At 75.4% G+C, this 21,288-nt stretch carries 20 protein-coding genes and 2 riboswitches; of the genes, 13 read left to right on the top strand and 7 right to left on the bottom strand.

What is annotated here, in order from left to right; all coding sequences use genetic code 11:
- Positions 1 to 933: serine/threonine-protein kinase (locus DT057_RS26825; protein WP_162501513.1), on the bottom strand; the 933-nt coding region annotated here is incomplete at its 3' end.
- Positions 934 to 1,250: 317 nt separating this feature from the next.
- Positions 1,251 to 2,915 carry an FAD-dependent oxidoreductase gene (locus tag DT057_RS26820; RefSeq protein ID WP_128565151.1) on the bottom strand — a complete coding sequence of 555 codons (1,665 nt, stop codon included), beginning with the start codon at positions 2,913 to 2,915 and terminating at the stop codon, positions 1,251 to 1,253.
- Between the two features lie 262 nt (positions 2,916 to 3,177).
- Between DT057_RS26820 and DT057_RS26815 the strand changes: the two genes are divergently transcribed.
- Both DT057_RS26815 and DT057_RS26810 read left to right on the top strand, forming a co-directional pair.
- A complete protein-coding gene (locus DT057_RS26815) occupies positions 3,178 to 4,278 on the top strand; it encodes a sensor histidine kinase (RefSeq protein WP_203236387.1) in 1,101 nt (366 codons plus the stop codon).
- Complete coding sequence (locus tag DT057_RS26810) at positions 4,275 to 4,646, top strand: response regulator (protein WP_128565149.1); 372 nt, start codon at positions 4,275 to 4,277, stop codon at positions 4,644 to 4,646. The genes DT057_RS26815 and DT057_RS26810 overlap by 4 nt, the downstream gene beginning before the upstream one ends.
- 76 nt (positions 4,647 to 4,722) lie before the next feature.
- Here the strand turns inward: DT057_RS26810 and DT057_RS26805 are convergent, their stop codons facing one another.
- Together DT057_RS26805 and DT057_RS26800 are read right to left on the bottom strand one after the other, a co-directional pair.
- Complete coding sequence (locus tag DT057_RS26805) at positions 4,723 to 6,000, bottom strand: D-amino acid dehydrogenase (protein ID WP_128565148.1); 1,278 nt, start codon at positions 5,998 to 6,000, stop codon at positions 4,723 to 4,725.
- Between the two features lie 59 nt (positions 6,001 to 6,059).
- Positions 6,060 to 6,152, bottom strand: a riboswitch (glycine riboswitch).
- A 3-nt stretch (positions 6,153 to 6,155) separates the two neighbouring features.
- Positions 6,156 to 6,252, bottom strand: a riboswitch (glycine riboswitch).
- A gap of 113 nt (positions 6,253 to 6,365) precedes the next feature.
- Complete coding sequence (locus DT057_RS26800) at positions 6,366 to 7,094, bottom strand: DUF3750 domain-containing protein (protein ID WP_238313683.1); 729 nt, start codon at positions 7,092 to 7,094, stop codon at positions 6,366 to 6,368.
- Positions 7,095 to 7,335: 241 nt separating this feature from the next.
- On the opposite strand from DT057_RS26800, the gene DT057_RS26795 reads away from it, so the two are divergent.
- Positions 7,336 to 8,877: a CYTH and CHAD domain-containing protein gene (locus DT057_RS26795; RefSeq protein ID WP_128565146.1), complete on the top strand. Its 1,542-nt coding sequence runs from the start codon at positions 7,336 to 7,338 to the stop codon at positions 8,875 to 8,877.
- Here DT057_RS26795 and DT057_RS26790 read toward each other — a convergent pair.
- Positions 8,838 to 10,109: a GGDEF domain-containing protein gene (locus DT057_RS26790; protein ID WP_128565145.1), complete on the bottom strand. Its 1,272-nt coding sequence runs from the start codon at positions 10,107 to 10,109 to the stop codon at positions 8,838 to 8,840. The two genes, DT057_RS26795 and DT057_RS26790, sit on opposite strands and share 40 nt — an antisense overlap.
- Positions 10,110 to 10,417: 308 nt before the next feature.
- Here DT057_RS26790 and DT057_RS26785 point away from each other — a divergent pair, with 308 nt between their 5' ends.
- The 3 genes from DT057_RS26785 to DT057_RS26775 all read left to right on the top strand — a co-directional run bounded on the left by DT057_RS26785 (position 10,418) and on the right by DT057_RS26775 (position 13,337).
- A complete protein-coding gene (locus DT057_RS26785) occupies positions 10,418 to 11,434 on the top strand; it encodes a hypothetical protein (protein WP_128565144.1) in 1,017 nt (338 codons plus the stop codon).
- A 338-nt stretch (positions 11,435 to 11,772) separates the two neighbouring features.
- Entirely contained in the window at positions 11,773 to 12,435 is a 663-nt protein-coding gene (locus DT057_RS26780; RefSeq protein ID WP_128565143.1) for a VOC family protein, read from the top strand.
- Positions 12,436 to 12,449: 14 nt separating this feature from the next.
- Positions 12,450 to 13,337: an alpha/beta fold hydrolase gene (locus DT057_RS26775; RefSeq protein ID WP_128565152.1), complete on the top strand. Its 888-nt coding sequence runs from the start codon at positions 12,450 to 12,452 to the stop codon at positions 13,335 to 13,337.
- A gap of 96 nt (positions 13,338 to 13,433) precedes the next feature.
- Here the strand turns inward: DT057_RS26775 and DT057_RS26770 are convergent, their stop codons facing one another.
- Positions 13,434 to 14,672, bottom strand: a complete 1,239-nt coding sequence (locus DT057_RS26770; protein WP_128565142.1) for a YbfB/YjiJ family MFS transporter — start codon at positions 14,670 to 14,672, stop codon at positions 13,434 to 13,436.
- Between the two features lie 77 nt (positions 14,673 to 14,749).
- Here DT057_RS26770 and DT057_RS26765 point away from each other — a divergent pair, with 77 nt between their 5' ends.
- On the top strand, positions 14,750 to 15,616 hold the full coding sequence (locus DT057_RS26765) for a LysR family transcriptional regulator (RefSeq protein ID WP_203236386.1): 867 nt from the start codon (positions 14,750 to 14,752) through the stop codon (positions 15,614 to 15,616).
- Positions 15,617 to 15,727: 111 nt separating this feature from the next.
- Here the strand turns inward: DT057_RS26765 and DT057_RS36940 are convergent, their stop codons facing one another.
- Complete coding sequence (locus tag DT057_RS36940; protein ID WP_238313680.1) at positions 15,728 to 15,889, bottom strand: hypothetical protein; 162 nt, start codon at positions 15,887 to 15,889, stop codon at positions 15,728 to 15,730.
- Positions 15,890 to 16,324: 435 nt separating this feature from the next.
- Between DT057_RS36940 and DT057_RS26755 the strand changes: the two genes are divergently transcribed.
- From DT057_RS26755 to denD, 6 genes are all read left to right on the top strand, one after another.
- Positions 16,325 to 16,606, top strand: coding sequence for a hypothetical protein (locus DT057_RS26755; protein WP_128565139.1), 282 nt, complete (start codon positions 16,325 to 16,327; stop codon positions 16,604 to 16,606).
- A 132-nt stretch (positions 16,607 to 16,738) separates the two neighbouring features.
- Positions 16,739 to 16,930 (top strand): hypothetical protein, encoded by a 192-nt coding sequence (locus DT057_RS26750; protein ID WP_128565138.1) that lies wholly within the window; start codon positions 16,739 to 16,741, stop codon positions 16,928 to 16,930.
- Between the two features lie 358 nt (positions 16,931 to 17,288).
- Positions 17,289 to 18,140, top strand: coding sequence for an isocitrate lyase/PEP mutase family protein (locus DT057_RS26745; protein WP_128565137.1), 852 nt, complete (start codon positions 17,289 to 17,291; stop codon positions 18,138 to 18,140).
- Positions 18,137 to 19,309 carry a GNAT family N-acetyltransferase gene (locus DT057_RS26740; RefSeq protein WP_128565136.1) on the top strand — a complete coding sequence of 391 codons (1,173 nt, stop codon included), beginning with the start codon at positions 18,137 to 18,139 and terminating at the stop codon, positions 19,307 to 19,309. Before DT057_RS26745 ends, DT057_RS26740 begins: the two co-directional genes overlap by 4 nt.
- Before the next feature lie 30 nt (positions 19,310 to 19,339).
- Entirely contained in the window at positions 19,340 to 20,086 is a 747-nt protein-coding gene (locus DT057_RS26735) for an SDR family oxidoreductase (RefSeq protein ID WP_128565135.1), read from the top strand.
- A gap of 109 nt (positions 20,087 to 20,195) precedes the next feature.
- Positions 20,196 to 21,179: a D-erythronate dehydrogenase gene (gene denD, locus DT057_RS26730; protein ID WP_128565134.1), complete on the top strand. Its 984-nt coding sequence runs from the start codon at positions 20,196 to 20,198 to the stop codon at positions 21,177 to 21,179.
- Positions 21,180 to 21,288 lie beyond the last annotated feature (109 nt).

The following is a 21,288-nucleotide window of genomic DNA, read 5'->3' as shown; positions in this document are numbered from 1 at the left end:
AGCCGCCGCGAGCGCGGCGGCCAGGATGCCGGCCGCCCCGAGCGCGAGGGTGCGGCGCCGCGCCGGGCCCGCCGAAGCGCGCGAGGCGGCCCTGGCCGCCCACCCGGCCACCTCGGCCAGGTCGGCGGGACGGTCCTCCGGCCGCGGCTGGAGCATTGCCCGCAGGATCGGCCGCAGGCGGCCGTCGACGCCCTCGAGGTCGGGCACCGCCCGGCGCTTCGCCACGAGTTCGACATAGGTGCCGCCCATGTCCGCCGGGCGGCCGAGCAGCGCCGCAACGAGCGTCAGGCCGAGGCTGTACATGTCGGACCTGGCGGTGACGCTGCCGCCGAAGAGTCCGGCCTGCTCCGGCGAGGCGTAGTTCGCCTTGCCGGCGAAGTCGCTGCCGATGAGGGTGCCGCCGTCGAGGGCGCTCCGGGCGATGCCGAAATCGATGATCTTCGCGCTGCCCGCGTCGCCGGCGGGCAGGATGATGTTGTCGGGCGAGACGTCGCGGTGGATGACGCCGACCGCGTGCGCGGCGTGGAGCGCCGCGGCCAGGCGTTGCAGCAGGATCAGCCCGTCCGCGGCGGTCAGGGGCTTGCGCCGCGCGACGTCGAGGAGCGACTCGCCCTCGACGAACTCCATCGCGAGGTAGGGGCGGCGCAGCTCCGGGGACGTCGTGAACACGTAGTAGCGCACGATGCCGGCGTGCCGGAGGCGGCGGAGTGCGGCCGCCTCCTTGCGGAACAGCGCCAGGACGTGCTCGCTCTCGGCCATGTCGCCGCGGATCACCTTGATGGCGACCCGGTCCCCGGTCTCGAGCGCGTACCCGCTGTAGACCTCGCCCATGCCGCCGGTCGCGACGAGCGCCTCGATCGCGTAGACGCCGTTGAGGCGCGTTCCCGGACCGGGCCGTCGCTCGGCCGCGGCCGGGAACGCGGTGTCGGGCATTCGCACGGGACGCACTCCTCAGGCGGCGAGCGGTCGATGCCGTCCGCCCGGGGCCGAGGCGGGCGGAAGGATCCCTTGAACGAGGGCTGCCGCCCCGGCGGACGTTCCGCGCGACGGCCCGGGCGTGGCCGCGAAGGGGGTCCTGGCGGGAGCACGGCCGAGGCGCCATGGATGCCATCGATCGGCGCGGGCGTCCGTGAGCTCCGTCACATTCGCGGCGTGGACCCCCTCGGGCCGGCGCCGCCGGCCGGAGGTCCCGGCGCTCGGGGCCGTGCGCCTGCTGGCGCGAGCCGCTTCCCCCCGTCCCGCCCGGGCCCTCAGGCCGTGGCCGGGTGCAGGAAGCGGTGGACGGCGTGGACCACGACGGAGCCCTCGCCGACGCCCGAGGCCACCCGCTTCACCGATCCCGACCGGACGTCGCCGACCGCGAAGATGCCGGGCGTGGTGGTCGCGTAGGGCGACGGGAGCGCCTGGCCGTTCTCCTCCTGGCCGGTCCGGACGAAGCCGTGGCGGTCGAGCGGCAGGCAGCCGTCGAGCCAGGCCGTGTTCGGCTCGGCGCCGATCATCACGAACAGCGCGCCGACCGCCTGCGTGGTGCGCGCGCCGGTCCGGCGGTCCTGCCACGACACCGTGCGCAGGAACATGTCGCCGCCGAGCTCCGTCACCTCCGTGAACGGGCGCACGGTGATGCGGGGCGAGGAGGCGATCCGCTGCACGAGGTAGTCGGACATGGTGGCGGCCAGGCCCGGACCGCGCACCAGGACGTGGACGTGGGCGCAGGTGCGCGACAGGAACATCGCGGCCTGCCCGGCCGAATTGCCGCCGCCGACCAGCACCACCTCCTGGTGCTCGCAGAGCTGCGCCTCCATGCCGGTCGCCGCGTAGTAGATCCCCTGGCCCTCGAAGCGGTCGTAGTCCGGGAGGTCGAGCTTGCGGTAGCGCGCGCCCGTGGCGACCACCACGGCCCTGGTGCGGACCGAGCGCCCGTCCTCGAGGGCGATGCGGTAGGGATGCTCCTCGCAGTGGAGGGCGGAGGCGGCCCGCGAGATCGCCAGGTGGGCGCCGAACTTCTGCGCCTGCGCCTGGCCCCGCCCGGCGAGCGCCTGGCCGGAGATGCCGGTCGGGAAGCCGAGGTAGTTCTCGATCTTGGACGAGGTGCCGGCCTGCCCGCCGGGCGCCTCCGCCTCGATCACGATCGTGCGGAGCCCCTCGGAGGCGGCGTAGACCGCGGCGGCGAGCCCGGCGGGGCCCGCGCCCACGACCGCCACGTCGAAGACGGCCGCCTCGTCCAGGGGCTCGGTCAGGCCGAGCCGGTCGGCGAGTTCCCAGGTCGTCGGGTCCCGGAGCACCACCCGCCCCGGGGCGATCACGGCCGGAAGGTCGCCGGCGCCGAGGCCGAGATCCGCCATCGCCTCGGCCGCGCCCGGGTCGAGGTCGCTCGCGAGCATCCGGTGGGGATAGCCGTTGCGCGTCATGAATCGCTGCAGGCGCAGGGTCTCGGCGCAGTGGCTCGGCCCGAGCAGCGTCACCCCGCCGTGCCCGTGCCGGAGGAACCCCATCCGGCGCAGGATGAAGGCGCGCATCACGAGCTCGGAGACGTCCGGCTCCGCCGCCAGCATGCGCCTGAACTCCGGGCGGGGCACCCGGACCACCCGCGTGTCGACGCAGGCCTGGCTCGTGACGAGCGACTCGCGTCCGTTCAGGAAGTTCGTTTCCCCGGCGAACTGGCCGGGCCGATGCCGCGCGAAGACCCGGCGCTCGCCGCGCAGATCCTCGTCGAAGGTCTCCACCTCGCCCTCGAGGACCAGGAAGAAGTCGGCCGCCCGGTCGCCGCGGCGGTAGAGGCAGCGGCCGGCCGGGATCGTCTCCTCGGCGCCGTAGCGGGCGACGCGCGCCACCATCTCGGGATCCAGGCGAGGATAGGTCTGCGCCTCCCGCTGGTAGGGGTCGGTCGGGTCGAGCCCGGACGCTGCCGCGATCATGACGGGACACCTCGCTGGTCCGTGCGGGCCGACACCCCGTCCCTCGCCGCGGGGAGCGCGATCCGGACGGGACGGGCCGTCGCGGCCCCTCCGGGCCGCCATAGTGTCGGCGCCGAGCGCCGAGGTCCAGCGCCCGGGGGCGGCCCGGGCGGGCCGGGCGGCTCGGCGCGGGCCGGGGAGGGCAGCCCGATTGCGCCCGCGGCGCGATTGCCCTCTTAGTGCCAACGGCGGGCTCGTCCGGCCAGAACCGGCCAGGATGCCGATGCCCCACCCCGCACCCTCCTCCGAGACCGAGCGCCTCGCCGCCCTCGCCAGCTACGACATCCTCGACACGCCGAGGGAGCAGGATTTCGACGACGTCGCGGGCCTCGCCTCCGAGATCTGCGGCACGCCCATCGCCGTCGTGAACCTCATCGGCGAGGGACGGCAGTTCTTCAAGGCCGAGGTCGGCCTCGGCGTGCGCGAGACCCCGCTCGACGCCTCGTTCTGCGCGCGGGCGATCCTGGAGGACGAGTTCCTCCTCGTTCCCGACGCGACGAAGGATCCCCGCTTCGACTGCAACCCCCTCGTGACCGGCGCGCCCGGGCTCCGGTTCTACGCGGGCGCGCTCCTGCGGACCGACCAGGGGCACGCCATCGGCACGGTGTGCGTCCTCGATTTCAAGCCCCGCGGGCTCACGGCGCTCCAGGAGCGGACTCTCCGGGTGCTGGCGCGCCAGGTCATGAAGCAGCTCGACCTGCGCCGCGCGCTCCAGGCCCGGGACCGGGCCGAGGCCCAGCAGAGCGTCCTGAACGAGGAATTGAGCCACCGGCTGAAGAACACCCTGGCGATGGTCCAGGCCATCGCCTCGCAGACCCTGAAGGGCGTCTCGGAGCGCGACGCCGTCGAGGCGTTCGAGCAGCGCATCCTGGCGCTCGGCAAGGCCCACGACGTCCTCCTGCAGGAGAACTGGGCCGCCGCGCCGATCCGCAACGTGGTGGAGCTGGTCCTGTCGCTGCACGGGGACGCGAGCCGCATCGCGATCGGCGGGCCGGAGATCCTGCTCGGTCCGAAATCGACGCTCTCGATGTCGCTGGTCGTCCACGAGCTCGCGACCAACGCCGCCAAGTACGGGGCCCTGTCGAACGACAGCGGACAGGTCCGCTTCTCCTGGACGATCGCCGCCCGCGGCGCCGGCCCGGAACTGGTCGCGACCTGGGAGGAGACGGGAGGGCCTCCGGTCACGGAGCCGACCCGGCAGGGCTTCGGCTCCCGGCTGATCCGCATGGGGCTCGCCGGAACGGGGAGCGCCGAGCAATCTTACCTGCCGTCGGGCCTCCGGGCCGAGTTCAGGGCGCCGGTGGCGGTGGTGCAGGCGCAATGACGGAGCCCCGCGAACCCGCGGTCGTGCTCGTCGTGGAGGACGAGCCCATCCTGCGCATGATGGCGGTCGACATGGTCGAGGAGGCGGGGTTCGAGGTCGAGGAGGCGGCGAACGCCGCCGAGGCCGTGGCGATCCTGGAGCGGCGGCCGGGCATCCGGATCGTGTTCGCGGACCTCGCCATGCCGGGCACCATGGACGGCATGCGGCTGGCCGCGGCCATCCGGGGGCGCTGGCCGCCGATCGAGATCATCCTCACGTCCGGCCACTACGCCCGGGACGCGGTGACGCTGCCCGCCCGGGGGGCGTTCTTCGCCAAGCCGTACGACCGGCGCGCGGTCGTCGCCACCATGCGGAGGATGGCCCCGTGAGGGCGCCGCGCGCCGGCGCGGATGCCGCGCCGGCCGGCGTCACGGGATCCCCCGGCCGGACCGGTCCCGCCCCGCGTCAGGCCGCGAGCCGGCGCGGCTCGACCGGCAGGACCTGCTCGACCGCGGCGGCGGCGATCTGCGCCGTCGCGGCCGACAGCGTCCAGCCCAGGTGCCCGTGCCCGGTGTTGTAGAAGATGCCCCGCCGCTTGCCCGGCCCGACCCGCGGCAGCATGCCCGGCATCATCGGCCGCAGCCCGCTCCACGCCACCACCCGGTCCGTCACGACGCGCGGGAACTGCTCCCGCGTCCAGCGCACGAGCGGCTCGATGCGGTCGTGCCGGATGTCGCGGTTGAACCCGTTGAACTCCGCCGTGCCGGCGACGCGGAACCGGTCCCGCCCCAGGCGGCTCGTCACGATCTTCGTCGCGTCGTCCAGGATGCTCACCTGCGGCGCCGCCTCCTGGCTCTCGGGCGTGTGCAGGTGCACGGTGATCGAGTAGCCCTTCACCGGGTAGATGTTCAGCCGGTCGCCGAGGCCGGCCGCAAGCCCCCGGCTGGCGCAGCCGGCGCAGATCACCACCCCGTCCACGTCGAGGGCCTCCCCGGCCTCTTGCCGCTGCGGCGCGAGGCCCTCGTCGCGCGCCGCCGGCCGCCAGCGGATGCGCCAGCCCTCGCCCGCCGGCACGATGTCCGCGATGGCGGCGTCGTACCGGAAGGTCACGCCGCGCCGGGCGCAGGCGTCGGCGAGGCCGCGGGTGAACCTGTGGATGTCGCCGGTCGAGTCGGAGGGCGTGAAGAAGCCGCCGTAATACGCACCCTGCAGCGTCGGCTCGATGCGGCGGATCTCGTCCGGCGTGACGGGATCGCGCGCGAGCCCGCCCCGGCGCAGCAGCGCGTTCACCGCCGCCGCCTTCTCGAACCCGGCCTTGTCCCGGTAGAAGTGCAGGATCCCGCGCTTCTCCAGGTTGAAGTCGATGCCCTCGCGCTCGGCCATGGCGAACATGTCCTGGCGCGCGGCCAGCGCCAGGCGCACCGTCTCGACGGTGTTGGCCTCGTAGTGGCGGATCTGGCCGACGAACTCGGCCATCCAGGAATACTTGTGCCAGCTCGGCTTCGGGTTGACCAGGAGGGGCGCGTCGCGCCGCATCATCCACTTGAGGCCCTGGAGGAGGGTGGCGGCCTTGTTCCAGACCTCGGCGTTGCTGACGGAGAGCTGGCCGCCGTTGGCGAACGAGGTCTCCATGCCGGCGTAGCGGTGTCGGTCGAAGACCGTGACGGCGTAGCCGCGCCGACTGAGCGCGTAGGCGGTGGTCACGCCGGTGATGCCGGCGCCGATGACGGCGATGTGGGGCATGGATCTGGTCCCGTGGGCAAGAGCGGCCGAGGGCTGGGTGAGACCAGCCCGAGCGCCCCATCTGTCACGGTACCTGAGAGCTTCATCCGCCCGCGGGCGCGGTCGAACGTCCCCTTCGGTGGGCGGCGTGTCGCAGCCGCCTCTCTCCAGATCGTCCTGACGACACGGTCCGTTTGCCTGAGAGTTTCCGGGGCGGTTGCTCCGTCGGCGTCGAGGCGGCGCAAGCCCCTCGATCTCTCCCGCATCGTCGTTCGGACGGCGGGATCCTTACAGGCGAACGCGGCCGGCGGCAAGCGGCGGGCGGGCCCGGAACGCGCCGGCCCCGGGGCCGGGCGCGAGAACGCCCGTCCCCGGCTCCGGCGGCCTCAGAGCCCGATGCGGCCGAGGGCCGGCAGCTTGACGCCGGGCCGGCGGATGTCGAGGCCCGCGACCGCGCCGAGGATGTTCACCTCGAGCCCTTCCACCCAGCCGAGCGTCAGGCCGAGATAGCCGCCGAGGTTGAGCCGCACGCCCGTGCCCGAGGGCGTGAGCCCGATCCAGCGCCCGTCGTAGGGAAAATCCTTGCCGATGGCCGTCGCCGGCAGGCTCGCCCGCATCTCCGGCACCGCGCTCATCACGGCAGCCACGAAGGTGTTCGAGTTCGGTCCGGGCCAGGCCTGGTAGTCGCCCGGCGCGGCGTAGCGGTAGGTCTGGACGGTCTCGCGGATGCGCGGGATCATCCGCTCGGCCGGCGCCCCGTCGGCCGCGAACACGATTTCGGGCGTGCTGCCGAACCAGCGTCCGTCGGGCACGAAGCGATCGACCCAGATCGGCGTGCCCCAGGCGGTGTAGTCGAAGCGCTGGTAGGTGCGGGCCCGGGCATCCTTGAGGACGATCCAGCTGTGGGTCGCGACGATGCCGCGCCAACTCACGGTGCGGGCGGAGAACACCCGCACCACGGCGTAGGGGGCCTGGTCCGGGGGCGGCAGCAACCCGGCGCTGGAGCGGTCGGCGAGCCGCCAGTCGCCCGTGTCGCGCAGCCTGTAGAGCGCCGCGGAGATCCCGATCGGCACGAGGAAGACGAGGACGAACGCGAGGAGTGCGAGGGTCAGCAAGGCGGTATCGGGGCTTATGGGAGAACTCCCCTGATGTGGGGAGAGCGCCCCGCCCCGGACAGTGACGCGGCGGTGCGACTCTCGCGCCGGGATCCCGGGCCGATCCGGCCCGGGACGCCGGCTCGCCCCCCGCCGGGAGGCGATGCGGCCGGAGCCCCGCCGGCCGGCGCCGGCGGCCAAGGATTGATTGTGACACCCGGTTCGGCTTCGTGGGTCGTCCGGCAACAGCAGGACGGATGGCATGAGCGAACCCCGAGAGATCGAGCTGAAGCTGGCGTGCGGCGCGGGCGACCTCGCGGCCCTGCAGGACTACCCGCGTCTCTCGTCCGCTGCGGTCCAGGACGAGGCGCAGCTGAGCTCGGTCTACTTCGACACCGCCGACGCCCTCCTGCGCCGGGCCGGCTACGTGCTGCGGGTGCGCACCGCGCAGGGGCGCCACGTGCAGACCGTCAAGGCCGCCGGGGACGGCCTGTTCGAGCGGCCCGAGTGGGAGCAGGTGATCGGGGGCCCCGAGCCCGATCGCGAGGCGCTCCGCGGGACGCCCGTGGCCAAGCTCCTCGGCAGGAAGGCGCGGCTGGAGCCGCTCTTCACCGTCTCGGTCGCGCGCCGCACCTACGAGGTCGAGCAGGGCCACTCGCGCATCGAGGTCGCGCTCGACCGCGGCCACATCGCGGCCCCGGCGGCGGACGCGCCCGACCTGCCGGTGAGCGAGGTCGAGCTGGAACTGATCGAGGGCTCCGCCGCCGACCTGTTCGTGCTGGCCCACGCGATCAGCTCCCACGTGCCGGTGCGCCTCGGAGTGCGCAGCAAGGCCGAGCGCGGCTTCGCGCTCCGCGACGGCGAGCGCCCCGGCACGCGCAAGGCCGAGCCCGTCGTGCTCCGGCCGGAGATGACGGCGGCCGACGCGTTCAGGGCCGTCGCGCATGCCTGCCTGCGCCACATGCGCCTGAACGAGGATCTCCTCCTCGAGCACCGCGACGTCGATGCCCTGCACCAGGCCCGCGTCGCCATCCGGCGCCTGCGCTCGGCCTTCTCGCTGTTCGGCGGCCTGATCCGGGATGTCCATTCCGGCGGCACCCGCGCGGAGCTCAAGCGCCTGTCCGAGCCGCTCGGGCGGGCCCGCAACCTCGACGTGTTCCTCGGCAAGACCCTGCCGGCCGAGCGGGCGCGCCACCCCGACGAGCAGAGCCTGCTCAACCTGGAAAAGCAGCTCGAGGCGCAGCGCAGCGACGCCTACGCGGCCGTCGAGGCGCTGCTGCGGGGCGAGGAGTGGCGGCGCTTCCTCATCGACCTCGTCGCCTGGATCAATTCCGGCCCGTGGCTCACGGTGGACGACGGCCCGCTCGCCCGCCAGCGGGACCAGCCCGCCCGCGCCTTCGCGGCGCAGGTGCTGGAGAAGCGCCGGCGCCAGGTGAAGAAGCGCGGACGCGACCTCGCCGGGCTCAGCCCCGAGGATCGGCACCAGGTCCGGATCGCCGCCAAGAAGCTGCGCTATGGGGCCGAGTTCTTCGGGAGCCTCTACGCGGACAAGAAGGAGGCCAAGCGCCACAGGCGGTTCGTGGCGGCGCTCGCCGACCTCCAGGACGCCCTCGGCGACCTCAACGACATCGCCACGGGTCACGAGATCGTCGGCGACGTGTCGGCCGCGGGCCGGGGCGGCGGCTCCGCCCTGTTCGCCGCCGGCATGACGGCGGCCGACATCGAGGCGAGGACCGGGGCGCTGCTCGAGGACGCCGCCGAGGCCTACGACGCGCTGATCGACGTGCGGCCGTTCTGGCGCTGATCGCGGCCGGCGCCGGGGCCCGCGTGACCGCCCATGGCGACGACATTGGCGGCGCGCGGCGCGTCCGGGCTCTCGGCGGGGGCGCGCCGGTAGGTGCCTCTGCCCTGCCGCTTGGCCGCGTACAGCGCCCGGTCCGCCCGCACGAGGAGGGTCTGGCCGTCCGGGTCGCCGGGCGACGCGGCCGCGATGCCGACGCTCACGCCGACCCGCACCCGCGTCGCCCGGCCGAGCTCGAAGGGCTGCCCGACCGCCGCGACGATCGCGGCCGCCACGGCCTCGGCCGCTGCCGCCCGCTCGCCGGTGAGCAGCACCGCGAACTCGTCTCCGCCCAGGCGCGCGAGCGTGTCGGCGTCCGCGATCGTCCGCCTGAGGCGGTCCGCGACGCGCCGCAGCAGCACGTCGCCCGCCGCGTGGCCGTGGGTGTCGTTCACGTCCTTGAAGCCGTCGAGGTCGAGGCACAGCACCGCCGGGGCGAGCGCCCCGCGCCCCGGCTCGCCCAGCGCCGCCGCGAGCGCCTCGCCGAAGCAGGTGCGGTTCGGCAGCCCGGTGAGGCCGCAATGCAGCGCCTGGTGCTTCAGGGCGCGCTTGGCGCTCAGCATCGCCACGTAGTCGGCGTGCAGCCGCCGGTTCACCGTCCCGACGGCCACGAGGTACAGGGGAGCCATGGCGCAGATGGGCCAGAACCACGGCTGCCCGCTGCACGCCGCCCCGGCCGTGAACGGCGCCACGACGCCGAGCATCTGCACCAGGGTCATGCGCGGCGCGCCCGGGTTGCGGGCGGCGAGGCCGCCGACGAGGCCCGTGGTGATCAGGCAGGCGAAGGGCGTCAGCACGGCATCGGCCGCGGCCATGCAGAGCCCGACGCCGCAGCCGATCTGGGTGCACCACAGGAGCGAGCTGAGCACGTACGCGTCCGTGAGCCGGGTCCAGGCGCCGCGCCGCCGGCCGGGGCGCAGCCCGCGCTGCATCAGCAGCATGGTGGCGAGCCGCGCCGCGGTGAGGCCGAGATCGGCGCAGAACCAGGCCAGCATGGCCGGGGTGGGAACGCGCAGGACCGCGAGGCTGGCCAGGGATGTGCCGATGAGGGCGGCCACCACCAGGGGCAGGGTGCCGACGACGAGCCGACCGCGCAGGACGGCGAGCACGTCGGCCGGGACGGCCTCGGGCGACGCGGTCAGCCAGGCGGTGAGGCGCCAGGTCGGGGACGGCGGATCGGTGGGGGCGAACGCCATGGCGGGACCACGGCACGCGAAGTCTTACCCCCCGGTTAAAACGAATGCCGGAGGGGCGGGCCGACCGCCTCCGCCGCGGGGGCTGGCGCGCCATCTCCGCAGCCGAGGCGGTCGGCCCGCCCGGCGGGCGGCGCGTCCGGGCCCCGCCCGGTGGCCCGGCGCCCGCGGAACGAACGCCGCGCCGCACGCCTTTCCGCTTGCCCCGCCGGGGTGCCGGACGGGACGCCGTGCCGGCACCGGGATGGAGCGCGCGGGCGCTCCCCGTGCGGGGGCGAGGCCGGGGCGGGGCCGCATCGGGAGGGGACGGCATGGACTGGTTCGAGCGGCTGACGGGGTTCCGGGAGGGATCCTACGGGGAGACGCAGGCGAGGCTGTCCGTGGCCGAGGGCCGGCTACGGTGCCGGGGGACGGAGCGGTCCTGCGCGGTCGGGACGCTGACGCTGCCCTCGCTGGCGGAGCTGCGGGCCGGCGCCGGCGCCTCGGACCCGCCGGGGCGGGCGCGCCTGTCGATCCTCGAGGGCGACGTCCGGGCCCTGCACCGGGCCGCCGAGAACCGCGGCGCGCTGTTCCAGGTCGCCTCGCAGTTCAACATGCTCGAGATGATCGGGCCCGAGGTGGCTCCGGAGGACGGCGTCACGCGCTACGAGCACGACCGGACGCAGGGCCCGGCCTGCGCCGTCGCGGCCGGGGCGGCCACGCTCTACCGCAACTACCTCGTCCCGGTCGGCGGGCGGAGCGGGCAGGGGAGGGACCGGCAGCTCGACGGGCTCGCGGATCTCGGCGCCGCCCTGGCGCACCGCCTCGGCACCCGCACCGAGGCGCTGTGGACGATGCGCAACGGCTACGCGCTCGCCACGCCGGACGGGCTCGCCGCCATCGCGGCCCTCCTGCGGGACGCCGATGCCGGCACGCGGGACGCCCTGCGCGGCGCGCTGCGGGTCGGCCTGCACGAGGACGTCGAGGTCACGGACGGGCCCGCGCCGGGGCCGCTCGTCAGCCAGGTCTTCTGCTCCGCCCTCCCGGTCGCCTACTCGGACGTGGAGGCCTCCGCCTGGGAGCCCTTCGCGCGCCTCGTGCTGGAGGCGGCCTACGAGGCGACGCTCCTCGCGGGCCTGCGCAACGCCGCCCGCGGCGCCTCGGACCGCGTGCTCCTCACCCGGCTGGGCGGGGGCGCGTTCGGCAACGAGGACGGCTGGATCGACGACGCCATCCTGCGGGCGCTGCGGATGGCCGGCCGCCCCGGCCTCGACGTCGTCCTCGTCAGCTACGGCAGGCCCTCGGAGCGGCTACGGGACCTCGTGCAGCGCTACGGCGAGGCCGGCTGAGGCACCCGCAACGCCGTCGGCCGCCGTGCGGCGCTGCGGCGGGAAGGTACGCGAAGCTTTCGGCCGCTGGTGTCGGCTTGTGAACACTATTGGCTTTCGTGCGCGCCAATGGTACGACCACGGCCGGCCGGGCGATGCTGCCGGCCAACAAGTTGCCGGTTGATCTGGCCGGAGCGAATGCATGGCGCGCCGCTGCGCGCGCCGGCAAGCTCTCGGGCAGGACGTGCCCCGGAGGTCCGCGTGCGGCGGCGTGCCGGGGTCGTGCCCACGGGCGAGATCCTCGACGCGCTGGCGGCGCGTGTCGGCGACCGGACGGCATCGAACCGCGGGAGCGCGCCATGAGCACGAGTCACGTCGAGGGCCCGGGCCGGCAGGGCGTCGCCATGGCGCTCGAGGCCGTCGTGGTCCCGGTGTCCGACGTCGACCGTGCGAAGCGCTTCTACGCCGCGCTGGGCTGGAGGCTCGATGCCGATTTCGCCTTCGACAACGGCTTCCGCGTCGTCCAGTTCACGCCGCCCGGCTCGGCGTGCTCGGTGCAGTTCGGCGACCGCATCACCACGGCGCCACCCGGGTCCGCCCAGGGCCTGTACCTGATCGTCTCCGACATCGCGGCGGCCCGCGCCGCCCTCGCGGCCCGCGGCGCCGCGGTCGGCGAGGTGTTCCACGCCGGGATGCCGGGCGCGCAGTTCCGGCCCGGCGACGCGGGCGGCCGCGTGGGCGGTCCCGCGCCCGACCGGGCGAGCTACGGGTCCTTCGCCGCCTTCAGCGATCCGGACGGCAACGGCTGGCTGCTCCAGGAGGTCACGGCGCGGTTGCCCGGACGGGTGGACGCGGCCGCGACGACGTTCGCCTCGCCGGCCGACCTGGCGGCGGCGCTCCGGCGCGCGGCGGCGGCGCACGGCGCGCACGAGGCGCGCACCGGCGCGCGCGATGCGGACTGGCCGGACTGGTACGCGGCGCACATCGCCCGCGAGCAGGCCGGCGGGGAACCGCCGTCCTGAGGCGCCGCGTGCCGATGCCGCGTGCCGGCGCCGCACCGGGCATCCAGTACCGCAGCATCGAGGTCGACGGCGTCTCGGTCTTCTACCGCGAGGCCGGTCCGCCCTCGGCGCCGACGCTGCTGCTGCTGCACGGCTTCCCGTCCTCCTCGCGCATGTACCAGCCGCTGCTGGCCCGGCTCGCCGACCGCTACCACCTCGTCGCCCCGGACTATCCCGGCTTCGGCCACAGCGACGCGCCCGACCCGGCGCGGTTCGCCTACACGTTCGACCACCTCGCGGCGGTCGTGGACCGCTTCACGCAGGCGCTCGGCCTCGCGCGCTACGCCCTGTTCCTCCAGGATTACGGCGGCCCGGTCGGCTTCCGCCTCGCACTCGCCCACCCCGAGCGGGTGCGCGCCCTGGTGATCCAGAACGCCGTCGCGCACGAGGAGGGCCTCGGCCCGCTCTGGGAGGCGCGGCGGGCCTTCTGGGCGCAGCGCGCCGCGAACGAGGAGCGCCTGCGCGCCACCTTCCTCTCCCTCGAGGCCGCGCGGCAGCGCCACGTCGGGTCGAGCCCGCACCCCGAGCGCTACGACCCCGACCTCTGGACCGACGAGTTCGCCTTCCTGAGCCGTCCCGGCCAGGCGCAGATCCAGAGCGACCTGTTCTACGACTACCGCACCAACGTCGCGGCCTATCCGTCGTGGCAGGCCTGGCTCCGCGCGCGGCAGCCGCGCCTCCTCGTCGCCTGGGGTCGGTACGACCCCTCCTTCGCCCCGGCGGGTGCGGCGGCCTACGGGCGCGACGTTCCGGGTGCCGAGATCCACCTCCTCGATGCCGGGCACTTCGCGCTGGACGAGGCGCCGGACGCGGTCGCAGCCCTGACGCGGGCGTTCCTGGACCGCCTGGACCCGCGGCCCTGACGCCGCTGTCGGTCCACCCGGACCGGGAGCGGGCGGCCGCGACCCGCCGCCCCGTCGCGGGACGCGGCGCCGCACGGGCGCCCGCAGGGTCCCGGACTAGCGCGGCTGCCGCGCCGGCACGGGACAGGGCTGCGGGACGCGCCAGAGCCACGCCGCCGTGAGGCCGAGCAGCAGTGCGGCGGCGGCGCCGGTCCCGCTCAGGGCATCCCACCCGGCCCACCGGCCGGGACCGAGGAGGCGGACCAGCAGCGGGCCGGCGATCTGCCCGGCCGCGAAGGCGCCCGTCATCCGCGCCAGCAGGGGCGTCGGGTCGTCGGGACGCTCCTCCCGGGCGAGCTGAAGGCCCGCCATGGTGACGACCATGAACGTGCCGCCCACCAGCACGGCCGATGCGACGGTCGCCCAGAGGGCCTGGACGGCGAGGGGCAGCGCGACGCCGAGCGCCATCAGGCCCTGCGCGCAGGCCCAGAGGCGCCGGCGCGGCGCCTCCGGCAGCCACTGCGCCACCGCGGCCACGGACAGGGCGGCCGCCAGCCCGAACAGCGGCCAGGTCAGCCCGAACACCAGCGGGTCGGGCGCGAACTCCCGGGCCATGGCCGGCAGGAAGGTGGCCGGCACGATGTAGCCGAAGCCGAAGATGCCGTAGCACAGCACGAGACCCGAAGGCGCCCGGCCCGGCCCCGGCGCGGCCGCCGCGGCGCGCCCGCGGGTCGCCGCGCGCGCCTGCGCCTCGCCGGGCGCGGGGCGCCGCGCCCGCACGCGCGACCACACGAACAGCGCACCCGCGCCGGCGGCCAGCCCCAGCTCGAGCCAGAGCCGGTCGGCCCGCTGCCGCCCGCCGAGCCAGGCCAGGGTCCCGGTGAGCGCGATGCCGAGGCCGACGCCGGCGTAGATCCAGGCGCCCCGCTGCGGGACGCGGAGGCGGGCGAGTTCGGCGAGGCACCAGCTGCTCGCGCAGACGAGCGACCACGCGCTGAAGGCGCCGGCGGCCGCGCGCAGCACGGCGCCGAGCGGGGCGGCCGCCGCCCCGTCGATGCCCGCGGCGGCGAGCGTCGTCAGCGCGACGCCGAGGAGGCTCAGCAGCAGGCCCCGCCGGGGATCGGCGGCGAACCGGGCGGCGGTCAGGGCGCCGACGAGGTAGCCGCCGTAATTGGCCGCCGCCCACTCGGCGCCGGCGGCCGCCGTCAGCGTGCCGTCGCGCATCATCAGGGGCAGCAGCGGCGTGAAGGCGAAACGGCCGATGCCCATGGCGACCGCGAGGGCGACGAGGCCGCTCACGACGACGTCCCCGGCCGCGCGGTCGGGCAGGGGGGCGGGGAGGGGTTCGGTGGTCATGGCGGCCGCGATCAGACACCGCCGCGGCTTTCTTGAAAAGTGAATTTCCGTGATCTAAGCTTCTCGGAATGAGAATGATGGACCTCGACGACCTGCACATCTTCCGCTGCGTGGTGCGGGAGGGTGGGGTCACGCGCGCGGCCGACCTCCTCCACCGCGTGCCCTCGAACGTCACCACCCGGATCAAGCAGCTGGAGGAGCGGCTGGGCGTGACGCTGTTCCGGCGTCAGGGGCGCGGCCTGGCGCTCACGGAGGCGGGCCGCACGCTGCTCGGCCACGCCGAGCGCCTGCTGCACCTCGCGGACGCGGCCGAGCGGGACGTGCGCAGCGGCGCGGTGCGCGGGGTGCTGCGGCTCGGATCGCTGGAGAGCGCCGCCGGCGTGCGGCTGCCGCCGATCCTGTCGGCCTTTCACGCGCAGCACCCGGACGTCTCGCTCGAGTTGCAGACCGGCACCACCCGCGCCCTGCTGCGTCTGCTCGCGCGCTACGAGGTCGAGGCGGCCTTCGTGTCGGAGCCCTTCGAGCGGGGGAATCTCTCGTCGATGCCGGTCTTCGCCGAGACCCTCGTCCTGATCACGGCGCGGGGCGCGCCGGGCATCCGCCGCGCCGCCGACCTGGACGGCCGGACGCTGGTGGCGTTCCCGCACGGCTGCTCGTACCGCCGGCGCCTGGTCGAGTGGCTGGCCGAGGACGGCGCCTCGCCCGAGCGGATCCTGGAGCTGAGTTCCTACCACGCGGTCGTCGCCTGCGTGTCGGCCGGGGCGGGCGCGGCGATCGTGCCCGAGGAGGTGCTCGACCGCGCCGTCCTCGGGACGGCGGTCGAGCGTCACCCGTTGCCGGCGCGCCTGCGCGTCAACCGCACGCACCTCGCCTGGTCGGGCGAGGCGAGCACGCCGCTGCGGGCGCTCATGGGCCTTCTGCCCGCGCCGGCCGCCCCGGGCTGATCGCCCCCGGGCGGCCGGACGTGGTGGTCCGGTCGTCCCGGTCGGCGCGCCTTCCTGGCGGCCTGCCGGGCCCGGCGGAGGGCCCGCCCGGCCCGGCGCGCTGCGGGCGGCCTACTGGCCGCCGCCGGAATCGCCGCCGCCGCTCCCGGTGTTCGGGAGCCCCCGCTCGGGGTCGGACGAGTTCGACGTGTTGGCGCTGTCGTTCGTCCAGTTGTCGGCGCCGAGCCCGCTCCTGGCGAGCGTTCCCGTCGATCCCGGCCCGGAATTGTCCACCTGGGACCTGCTACCCTCGAAGATCTCTTCCTGCCCTTCGAAGTACGTGGTGATCCGCGGCGGGCCAGGCTCCCTGATGTCCGCGGGGTTCGCTCCGGTCTGAGCGAGAACGGGAGTTGCCAGCAACATCCCGAAACCGACGAGAAATAATTTGTTCATTTGAGTCTCTGGGTTCAGAGAAGCCGTCCTGCATGACGGGGCGGCCGGATTTAGTTACCAGCTTTGTCAGAGGCTGACACTTCATCATTCCGTGAGCGGGCGCGGCCGGCCTCGGCACCTTGCGCCCGCCGCCCGGCCCGCCGCCAGTGGGGGCAGCGCGCGCGCGAGGAGAAGGCCCGCGGCGTCCGAACAAAAGGCGGGGCTCGCCGCTTACGGTCAGGAGCCCCACCGGCGGCGGGTGGTCCGGTTGAGCGACGGGCGGCGGAGGGATGAGTGATGAGTGATCGAGCGGACCAGTCTCATCGGGACGGCGTCGAGGCCGGCAGGATCCTGGCCGAGAAGGTCGTGGCCGCCGTGGGCGAGCATACCGCGTCGCCGGACCTGATGCAGCGGATGGAGACCGAGTGGCAGCGGCTCATGGCGGCCACCTCCCAGGAGCGCGCGGCATCCGGCGTCGACGCCGCGGAGATCGAGCACTGGCACCGGGGGATCATGAGCGGCGCCGGCTCGCGGTTCAGGGAGCTCGCGGCCCAGATCGGCCCGGCGAACGACGGTTAGGGCGCTCCCCGCGGGCGTCGACGCGGCGGGTGCCGGCCCGGCGGCGCCGGCGGTCCGCCTTCGCCCGGCGGCCGCACGGCAACCTGTGTTGATCCCGCGCCCTGGACTGCCCCGGCGGCCGCGCTGGCGGCCGTGCACGTCGACCGGGTGCTCCAGGCCCGGCGCGCCGGGGCCTTGATCGTCGCCAGGGGCTGGAGCCTGAGCATCCCGGACCTGGGGCCCCTGGAGGCGGTCGCGGAGTACACCCCGGACTCCCTGCACGGCGAGGCGAAGCAGCGGGACCGCCGCTCGCGCAGCGCGGGCGCCGTCCGTCCGCCGGGCTGACCGGAGGCGGCGCGCCGGCAGGATGCCTGCGGGGGGCGGGCCGCCACGGCTGGGCGGTGCGGCGGCCGCACCGCCCGCCCGGCGCTCGCCGCGACCGGTCCGCGCCGCGCCGGCCCCGCCGCCCGGGACGGCGAGGCTCGCCATCGGGCCGCGATGCCGCTAGACGGCCTTGAGGGCTGCCCCTCAGGCGCGGACGGCCCGCCGATCGGTTCACGCCCGTCTCCCGCGACGGCGCGGGGCGCCGACGGGATCGAGAGACGCCGAGCCGCTGACGCAGCGCACCTCCCCGACGCTCGAGGGCCCGGTCGCCGGCCCGCGGCCCGGCGGAGGGGCGCGCTGGACCAGGGAGGAATGCCCGATGACCGACCTCGCCGCCCGCCGCGCCGCCTTTCGCCAGCTTCACCAGGACGGCTGCTTCGTGATGCCGAACCCGTGGGACGTCGGCACCACGCGCTACCTCGCCGCCATGGGGTTTCCCGCGCTCGCCACCACGAGCTCGGGCTTCGCCTTCTCCCGCGCCCTGCCGGACACCGACTGGGCGGTGCCGTGCGACGCGATGCTCGCCCACATCGCCGAGATCGCCGCCGCCACGGACCTGCCGGTGAACGCCGATTTCGAGTCCGGCTACGCGCACGAGCCCGAGGGCGTCGCCGCGAACGTGGCCCGGTGCGTCGCCACGGGGGTCGCCGGCCTGTCGATCGAGGACGCCACGGGCGATCCCGCCCGGCCGCTCTACGACAGGGCGGCGGCGGTCGAGCGGATCCGGGCGGCCCGCGCGGCGATCGACGCGGCGGGCGGCGGGGTGGTGCTGACGGGCCGGGCCGAGTGCTACCTCGTCGGCCATCCCGAGCCGCTGCCCGAGGCGATCCGCCGGCTCCAGGCCTACGCCGAGGCGGGGGCCGACGTCGTCTACGCGCCGGGGCCGAAGCGCCGCGAGGACATCCGCACCCTGGTCGAGGCCCTGGCGCCCGTGCCGGTCAACATCCTGATGAGCACGAATCCGGGCCTCCGGGTCGGCGACCTCGCCGCCCTCGGCGTGCGCCGGATCAGCGTCGGCTCCTCGCTCGCCCGCGCCGCCTGGACGGGCTTCATCCGGGCCGCCCGGCGCATCCGGGACGAGGGCAGCTTCGGCGGCTTCGACGGCTCGGTCGCGTTCTCGGAGCTGAACGGGTTCTTCCGCGAGGACCTCGCCGGGAGGGAGAAGGCATGACCCGCCCCGACGCCGATCCCGTCACCGGGCTGCCCATCGGCCGGCCCGTCGCCGAGGCCGGCCCGGCCCCGCGCCCCGGCCGGGTCGCCATCGCGGGCCGGCACGTCGCGCTCAGCCCCCTCGATCCCGCCGCCCACGGGCCCGACCTCGCCGCGGGCGCGGTCGGGCCCGGCACGGAGGCGCTGTGGCAGTACATGGCGGCCGGGCCCTTCGCGGAGCCCGAGGCCTTCGGGCGCTACCTCGCCGAGTGCGCGGCCTCGGCCGACCCGCTGTTCTACGCCATCCTGGACGCCCGCACCGGCCGGGCGGCCGGGCACGCGGCGCTGATGCGGATCGACCCGGCCAACCGGGTGATCGAGGTCGGCAACATCCTGTTCACCCCGGCCCTCCAGCGCTCCGCCGGCGCCACGGAGGCGATGTGGCTGCTGGCCCGCTACGCCTTCGAGACCCTCGGCTACCGGCGCTACGAGTGGAAGTGCAACGCCCTCAACGCGCCCTCGCGCCGGGCGGCGATCCGCCTGGGCTTCACGCCCGAGGGGCTCTTCCGCCAGGCCGTGATCGTGAAGGGCCGCAACCGCGACACCGCCTGGTTCTCGATCACCGACGCCGAGTGGCCGCAGGTGGCGCAGGGCTTCGCGCGCTGGCTCGCGCCCGCGAACTTCTCCGGGGACGGGCGCCAGCGCCTGCGGCTGCACGCGCTCAACGCGCCGGCGATCACCGGAGCTCCCCTGCGGCGGGCCACCCGGGCGGACGCGCCGGCGCTCGCGGCCCTCCAGGAGGCGGCCTACGCGCCCAACCGGGCGATCCTCGGGGCCGAGCCGGTGCCGCTCCTCGTCGGGGCCGAGGAGGTGCTGGCCCGCCACGAGGTCTGGGTGCTGGAGGAGGCCGAGGAGCTCGCCGGCGCCCTGGTGCTCGACCCCGCGCCCGACCACCTCCTGATCTGGAGCGTCGCGGTGGCGCCGGCCCACCAGGAGCGGGGCTTCGGGCGCCGCCTGCTCGCGGCGGCCGAGAGCCGCGCGAAGGATCTCGACCTCTCCAGCTTGCGCCTCTACACGGGGGAGACGCTCGCGCGGAACCTCGCCTGGTACGCGCGCCACGGCTGGACCGTCGAGCGGATCGAGGAGCGACCCGACCGGCGGCTGGTCCACATGCGCAAGGACATCGCCTGAGCGGTGCCGCGGCGACACGGGAGGAGACGGATGGCAGGACGGCTGACGAACAAGCGCGCGGTCGTGACCGCGGCCGGGCAGGGGATCGGGCGCGCCATCGCGGCGGCCTTCCTCGCCGAGGGCGCCGAGGTGCTGGCGACGGACCTCGACGCGGCCAAGCTCGAGGGGCTCGCGGGCGCGCGGGCCGCGGCCCTCGACGTGCGCTCGGACGCGGCCGTGGCGGAGTTCGCCGCCGGGGCCGGCCCGGTCGACATCCTGGTCAACGCGGCCGGGATCGTTCACCACGGCACCATCCTGGATTGCACCGACGCCGAGTGGGCCCTGGCCTTCGACCTGAACGTCGCCTCGATGCACCGCACGATCCGGGCCTTCCTGCCCGGCATGCTGGAGCGGCGGAACGGCTCGATCGTCAACATCGCGTCGGCGGTCGGCAGCACCGGCTCGGCGCCGAACCGCTACGTCTACGGCGCCACCAAGGCGGCGGTGATCGGCCTGACCAAGGCGGTGGCGCGGGACTTCATCCGCCAGGGCGTGCGGGCCAACGCCATCTGCCCCGGCACGATCCAGTCGCCCTCCCTCGACGAGCGCATCGCGGCCCTCGCGGCCCAGAACGGCCTCTCGCTCGAGGCCGCCCGCCAGGCCTTCGTCGACCGCCAGCCCATGGGCCGGCTCGGGACACCGGAGGAGATGGCGGCGCTCGCCGTCTACCTCGCCTCGGACGAATCCCGCTTCACTACCGGCCAGACCCACCTCGCCGACGGCGGCTTCACGCTCTGAGCGCGCGGCGGCGCGCCCGCCCCCGGCCCCACCCCGTGCCGCAGGCCCCCGGCCCCGCGGCGCGCCTCCCTCCCCAATCCTGCCCAGTTCCGCGTCCCAGGAGCATCCGATGCACATCCTCATCCTCGGCGCCGCCGGCATGGTCGGGCGCAAGCTCCTCGACCGCCTGGTCCGGGACGGCAGCCTCGGCGGCGAGACGATCACCCGCCTGACCCTGCACGACGTGGTCCCCCCCGAGGCTCCTCCCGGCACCCCCGTGCCGGTCGCCCTCTCGGCCTCCGACTTCTCCGACCCGGGCGAGGCCGAGCGCCTGGTGGCCGGGCGCCCCGACGTGATCTTCCACCTCGCCGCCATCGTGTCGGGCGAGGCCGAGGCCGATTTCGACAAGGGCTACCGCATCAACCTCGACGGCACGCGCCGGCTGTTCGACGCCGTGCGGGCGGTGGGCGAGGGCTACGCCCCCCGCCTCGTCTTCACCTCCTCCATCGCGGTGTTCGGCGCGCCGATGCCCGAGCCGATCGGCGACGACTACGTCTCGGCGCCGCTCACCAGCTACGGCGCCCAGAAGGCGATCGGGGAACTCCTGCTCGCCGACTACACGCGGCGGGGCATCTTCGACGGCGTCGGCATCCGCCTGCCCACCATCTGCGTGCGCCCCGGCAAGCCCAACAAGGCCGCCTCGGGGTTCTTCTCGGGCATCATCCGCGAGCCGCTGGCCGGGGCCGAGGCGGTGCTGCCGGTCTCGGATACCGTGCGCCACTGGCACGCCTCGCCGCGGGCGGCGGTCGGGTTCCTGCTCCACGCCGCGACGATCGAGGGCGCGCGCCTGGGCGACCGGCGCAACCTGACCATGCCGGGCGTGGCCGCGACGGTGGCCGAGCAGATCGAGGCCCTGCGCCGGGCCGCCGGCGACGCGGCCGTGGCGCGCATCCGCCGCGCGCCCGACCCCGCCATCGAGCGCATCGTGGCCGGCTGGCCCCGGGCGTTCGACACCCGGCGGGCCCTCGAGCTCGGCTTCACGGCCGAGCCGGATTTCGACGCCATCGTGCGGGCCCACATCGAGGACGAGCTGGGCGGGACGGTCGCGGCCTGAGGCGGGCGGCGCCCGCCCCTCGCCGGCGCCCGGGCGGCGGGCTGACGGACCGGCGCCCCGGCCTCTCGCGCGCGCCGGCGGCGCTGGAGGGGAGGTCCCGGGTCCTCCC

The sequence above is a fragment of the Methylobacterium crusticola genome (assembly GCF_003574465.1).
GTDB lineage: Bacteria > Pseudomonadota > Alphaproteobacteria > Rhizobiales > Beijerinckiaceae > Methylobacterium > Methylobacterium crusticola.
Note: the sequence above shows the minus strand (reverse complement) of the source record. Positions and strands in the feature narration are given on the sequence as shown.

Bases quoted from the DNA above. Each gene is read 5' to 3' on its own strand.
- DT057_RS26820 (WP_128565151.1), bottom strand. From the start codon at position 2,915: ATGATCGCGGCAGCGTCCGGGCTCGACCCGACCGACCCCTACCAGCGG.
- DT057_RS26815 (WP_203236387.1), top strand. From the start codon at position 3,178: ATGCCCCACCCCGCACCCTCCTCCGAGACCGAGCGCCTCGCCGCCCTC.
- DT057_RS26810 (WP_128565149.1), top strand. From the start codon at position 4,275: ATGACGGAGCCCCGCGAACCCGCGGTCGTGCTCGTCGTGGAGGACGAG.
- DT057_RS26805 (WP_128565148.1), bottom strand. From the start codon at position 6,000: ATGCCCCACATCGCCGTCATCGGCGCCGGCATCACCGGCGTGACCACC.
- DT057_RS26795 (WP_128565146.1), top strand. From the start codon at position 7,336: ATGAGCGAACCCCGAGAGATCGAGCTGAAGCTGGCGTGCGGCGCGGGC.
- DT057_RS26790 (WP_128565145.1), bottom strand. From the start codon at position 10,109: ATGGCGTTCGCCCCCACCGATCCGCCGTCCCCGACCTGGCGCCTCACC.
- DT057_RS26785 (WP_128565144.1), top strand. From the start codon at position 10,418: ATGGACTGGTTCGAGCGGCTGACGGGGTTCCGGGAGGGATCCTACGGG.
- DT057_RS26780 (WP_128565143.1), top strand. From the start codon at position 11,773: ATGAGCACGAGTCACGTCGAGGGCCCGGGCCGGCAGGGCGTCGCCATG.
- DT057_RS26775 (WP_128565152.1), top strand. From the start codon at position 12,450: ATGCCGCGTGCCGGCGCCGCACCGGGCATCCAGTACCGCAGCATCGAG.
- DT057_RS26770 (WP_128565142.1), bottom strand. From the start codon at position 14,672: ATGACCACCGAACCCCTCCCCGCCCCCCTGCCCGACCGCGCGGCCGGG.
- DT057_RS26765 (WP_203236386.1), top strand. From the start codon at position 14,750: ATGGACCTCGACGACCTGCACATCTTCCGCTGCGTGGTGCGGGAGGGT.
- DT057_RS26755 (WP_128565139.1), top strand. From the start codon at position 16,325: ATGAGTGATCGAGCGGACCAGTCTCATCGGGACGGCGTCGAGGCCGGC.
- DT057_RS26745 (WP_128565137.1), top strand. From the start codon at position 17,289: ATGACCGACCTCGCCGCCCGCCGCGCCGCCTTTCGCCAGCTTCACCAG.
- DT057_RS26740 (WP_128565136.1), top strand. From the start codon at position 18,137: ATGACCCGCCCCGACGCCGATCCCGTCACCGGGCTGCCCATCGGCCGG.
- DT057_RS26735 (WP_128565135.1), top strand. From the start codon at position 19,340: ATGGCAGGACGGCTGACGAACAAGCGCGCGGTCGTGACCGCGGCCGGG.
- denD (WP_128565134.1), top strand. From the start codon at position 20,196: ATGCACATCCTCATCCTCGGCGCCGCCGGCATGGTCGGGCGCAAGCTC.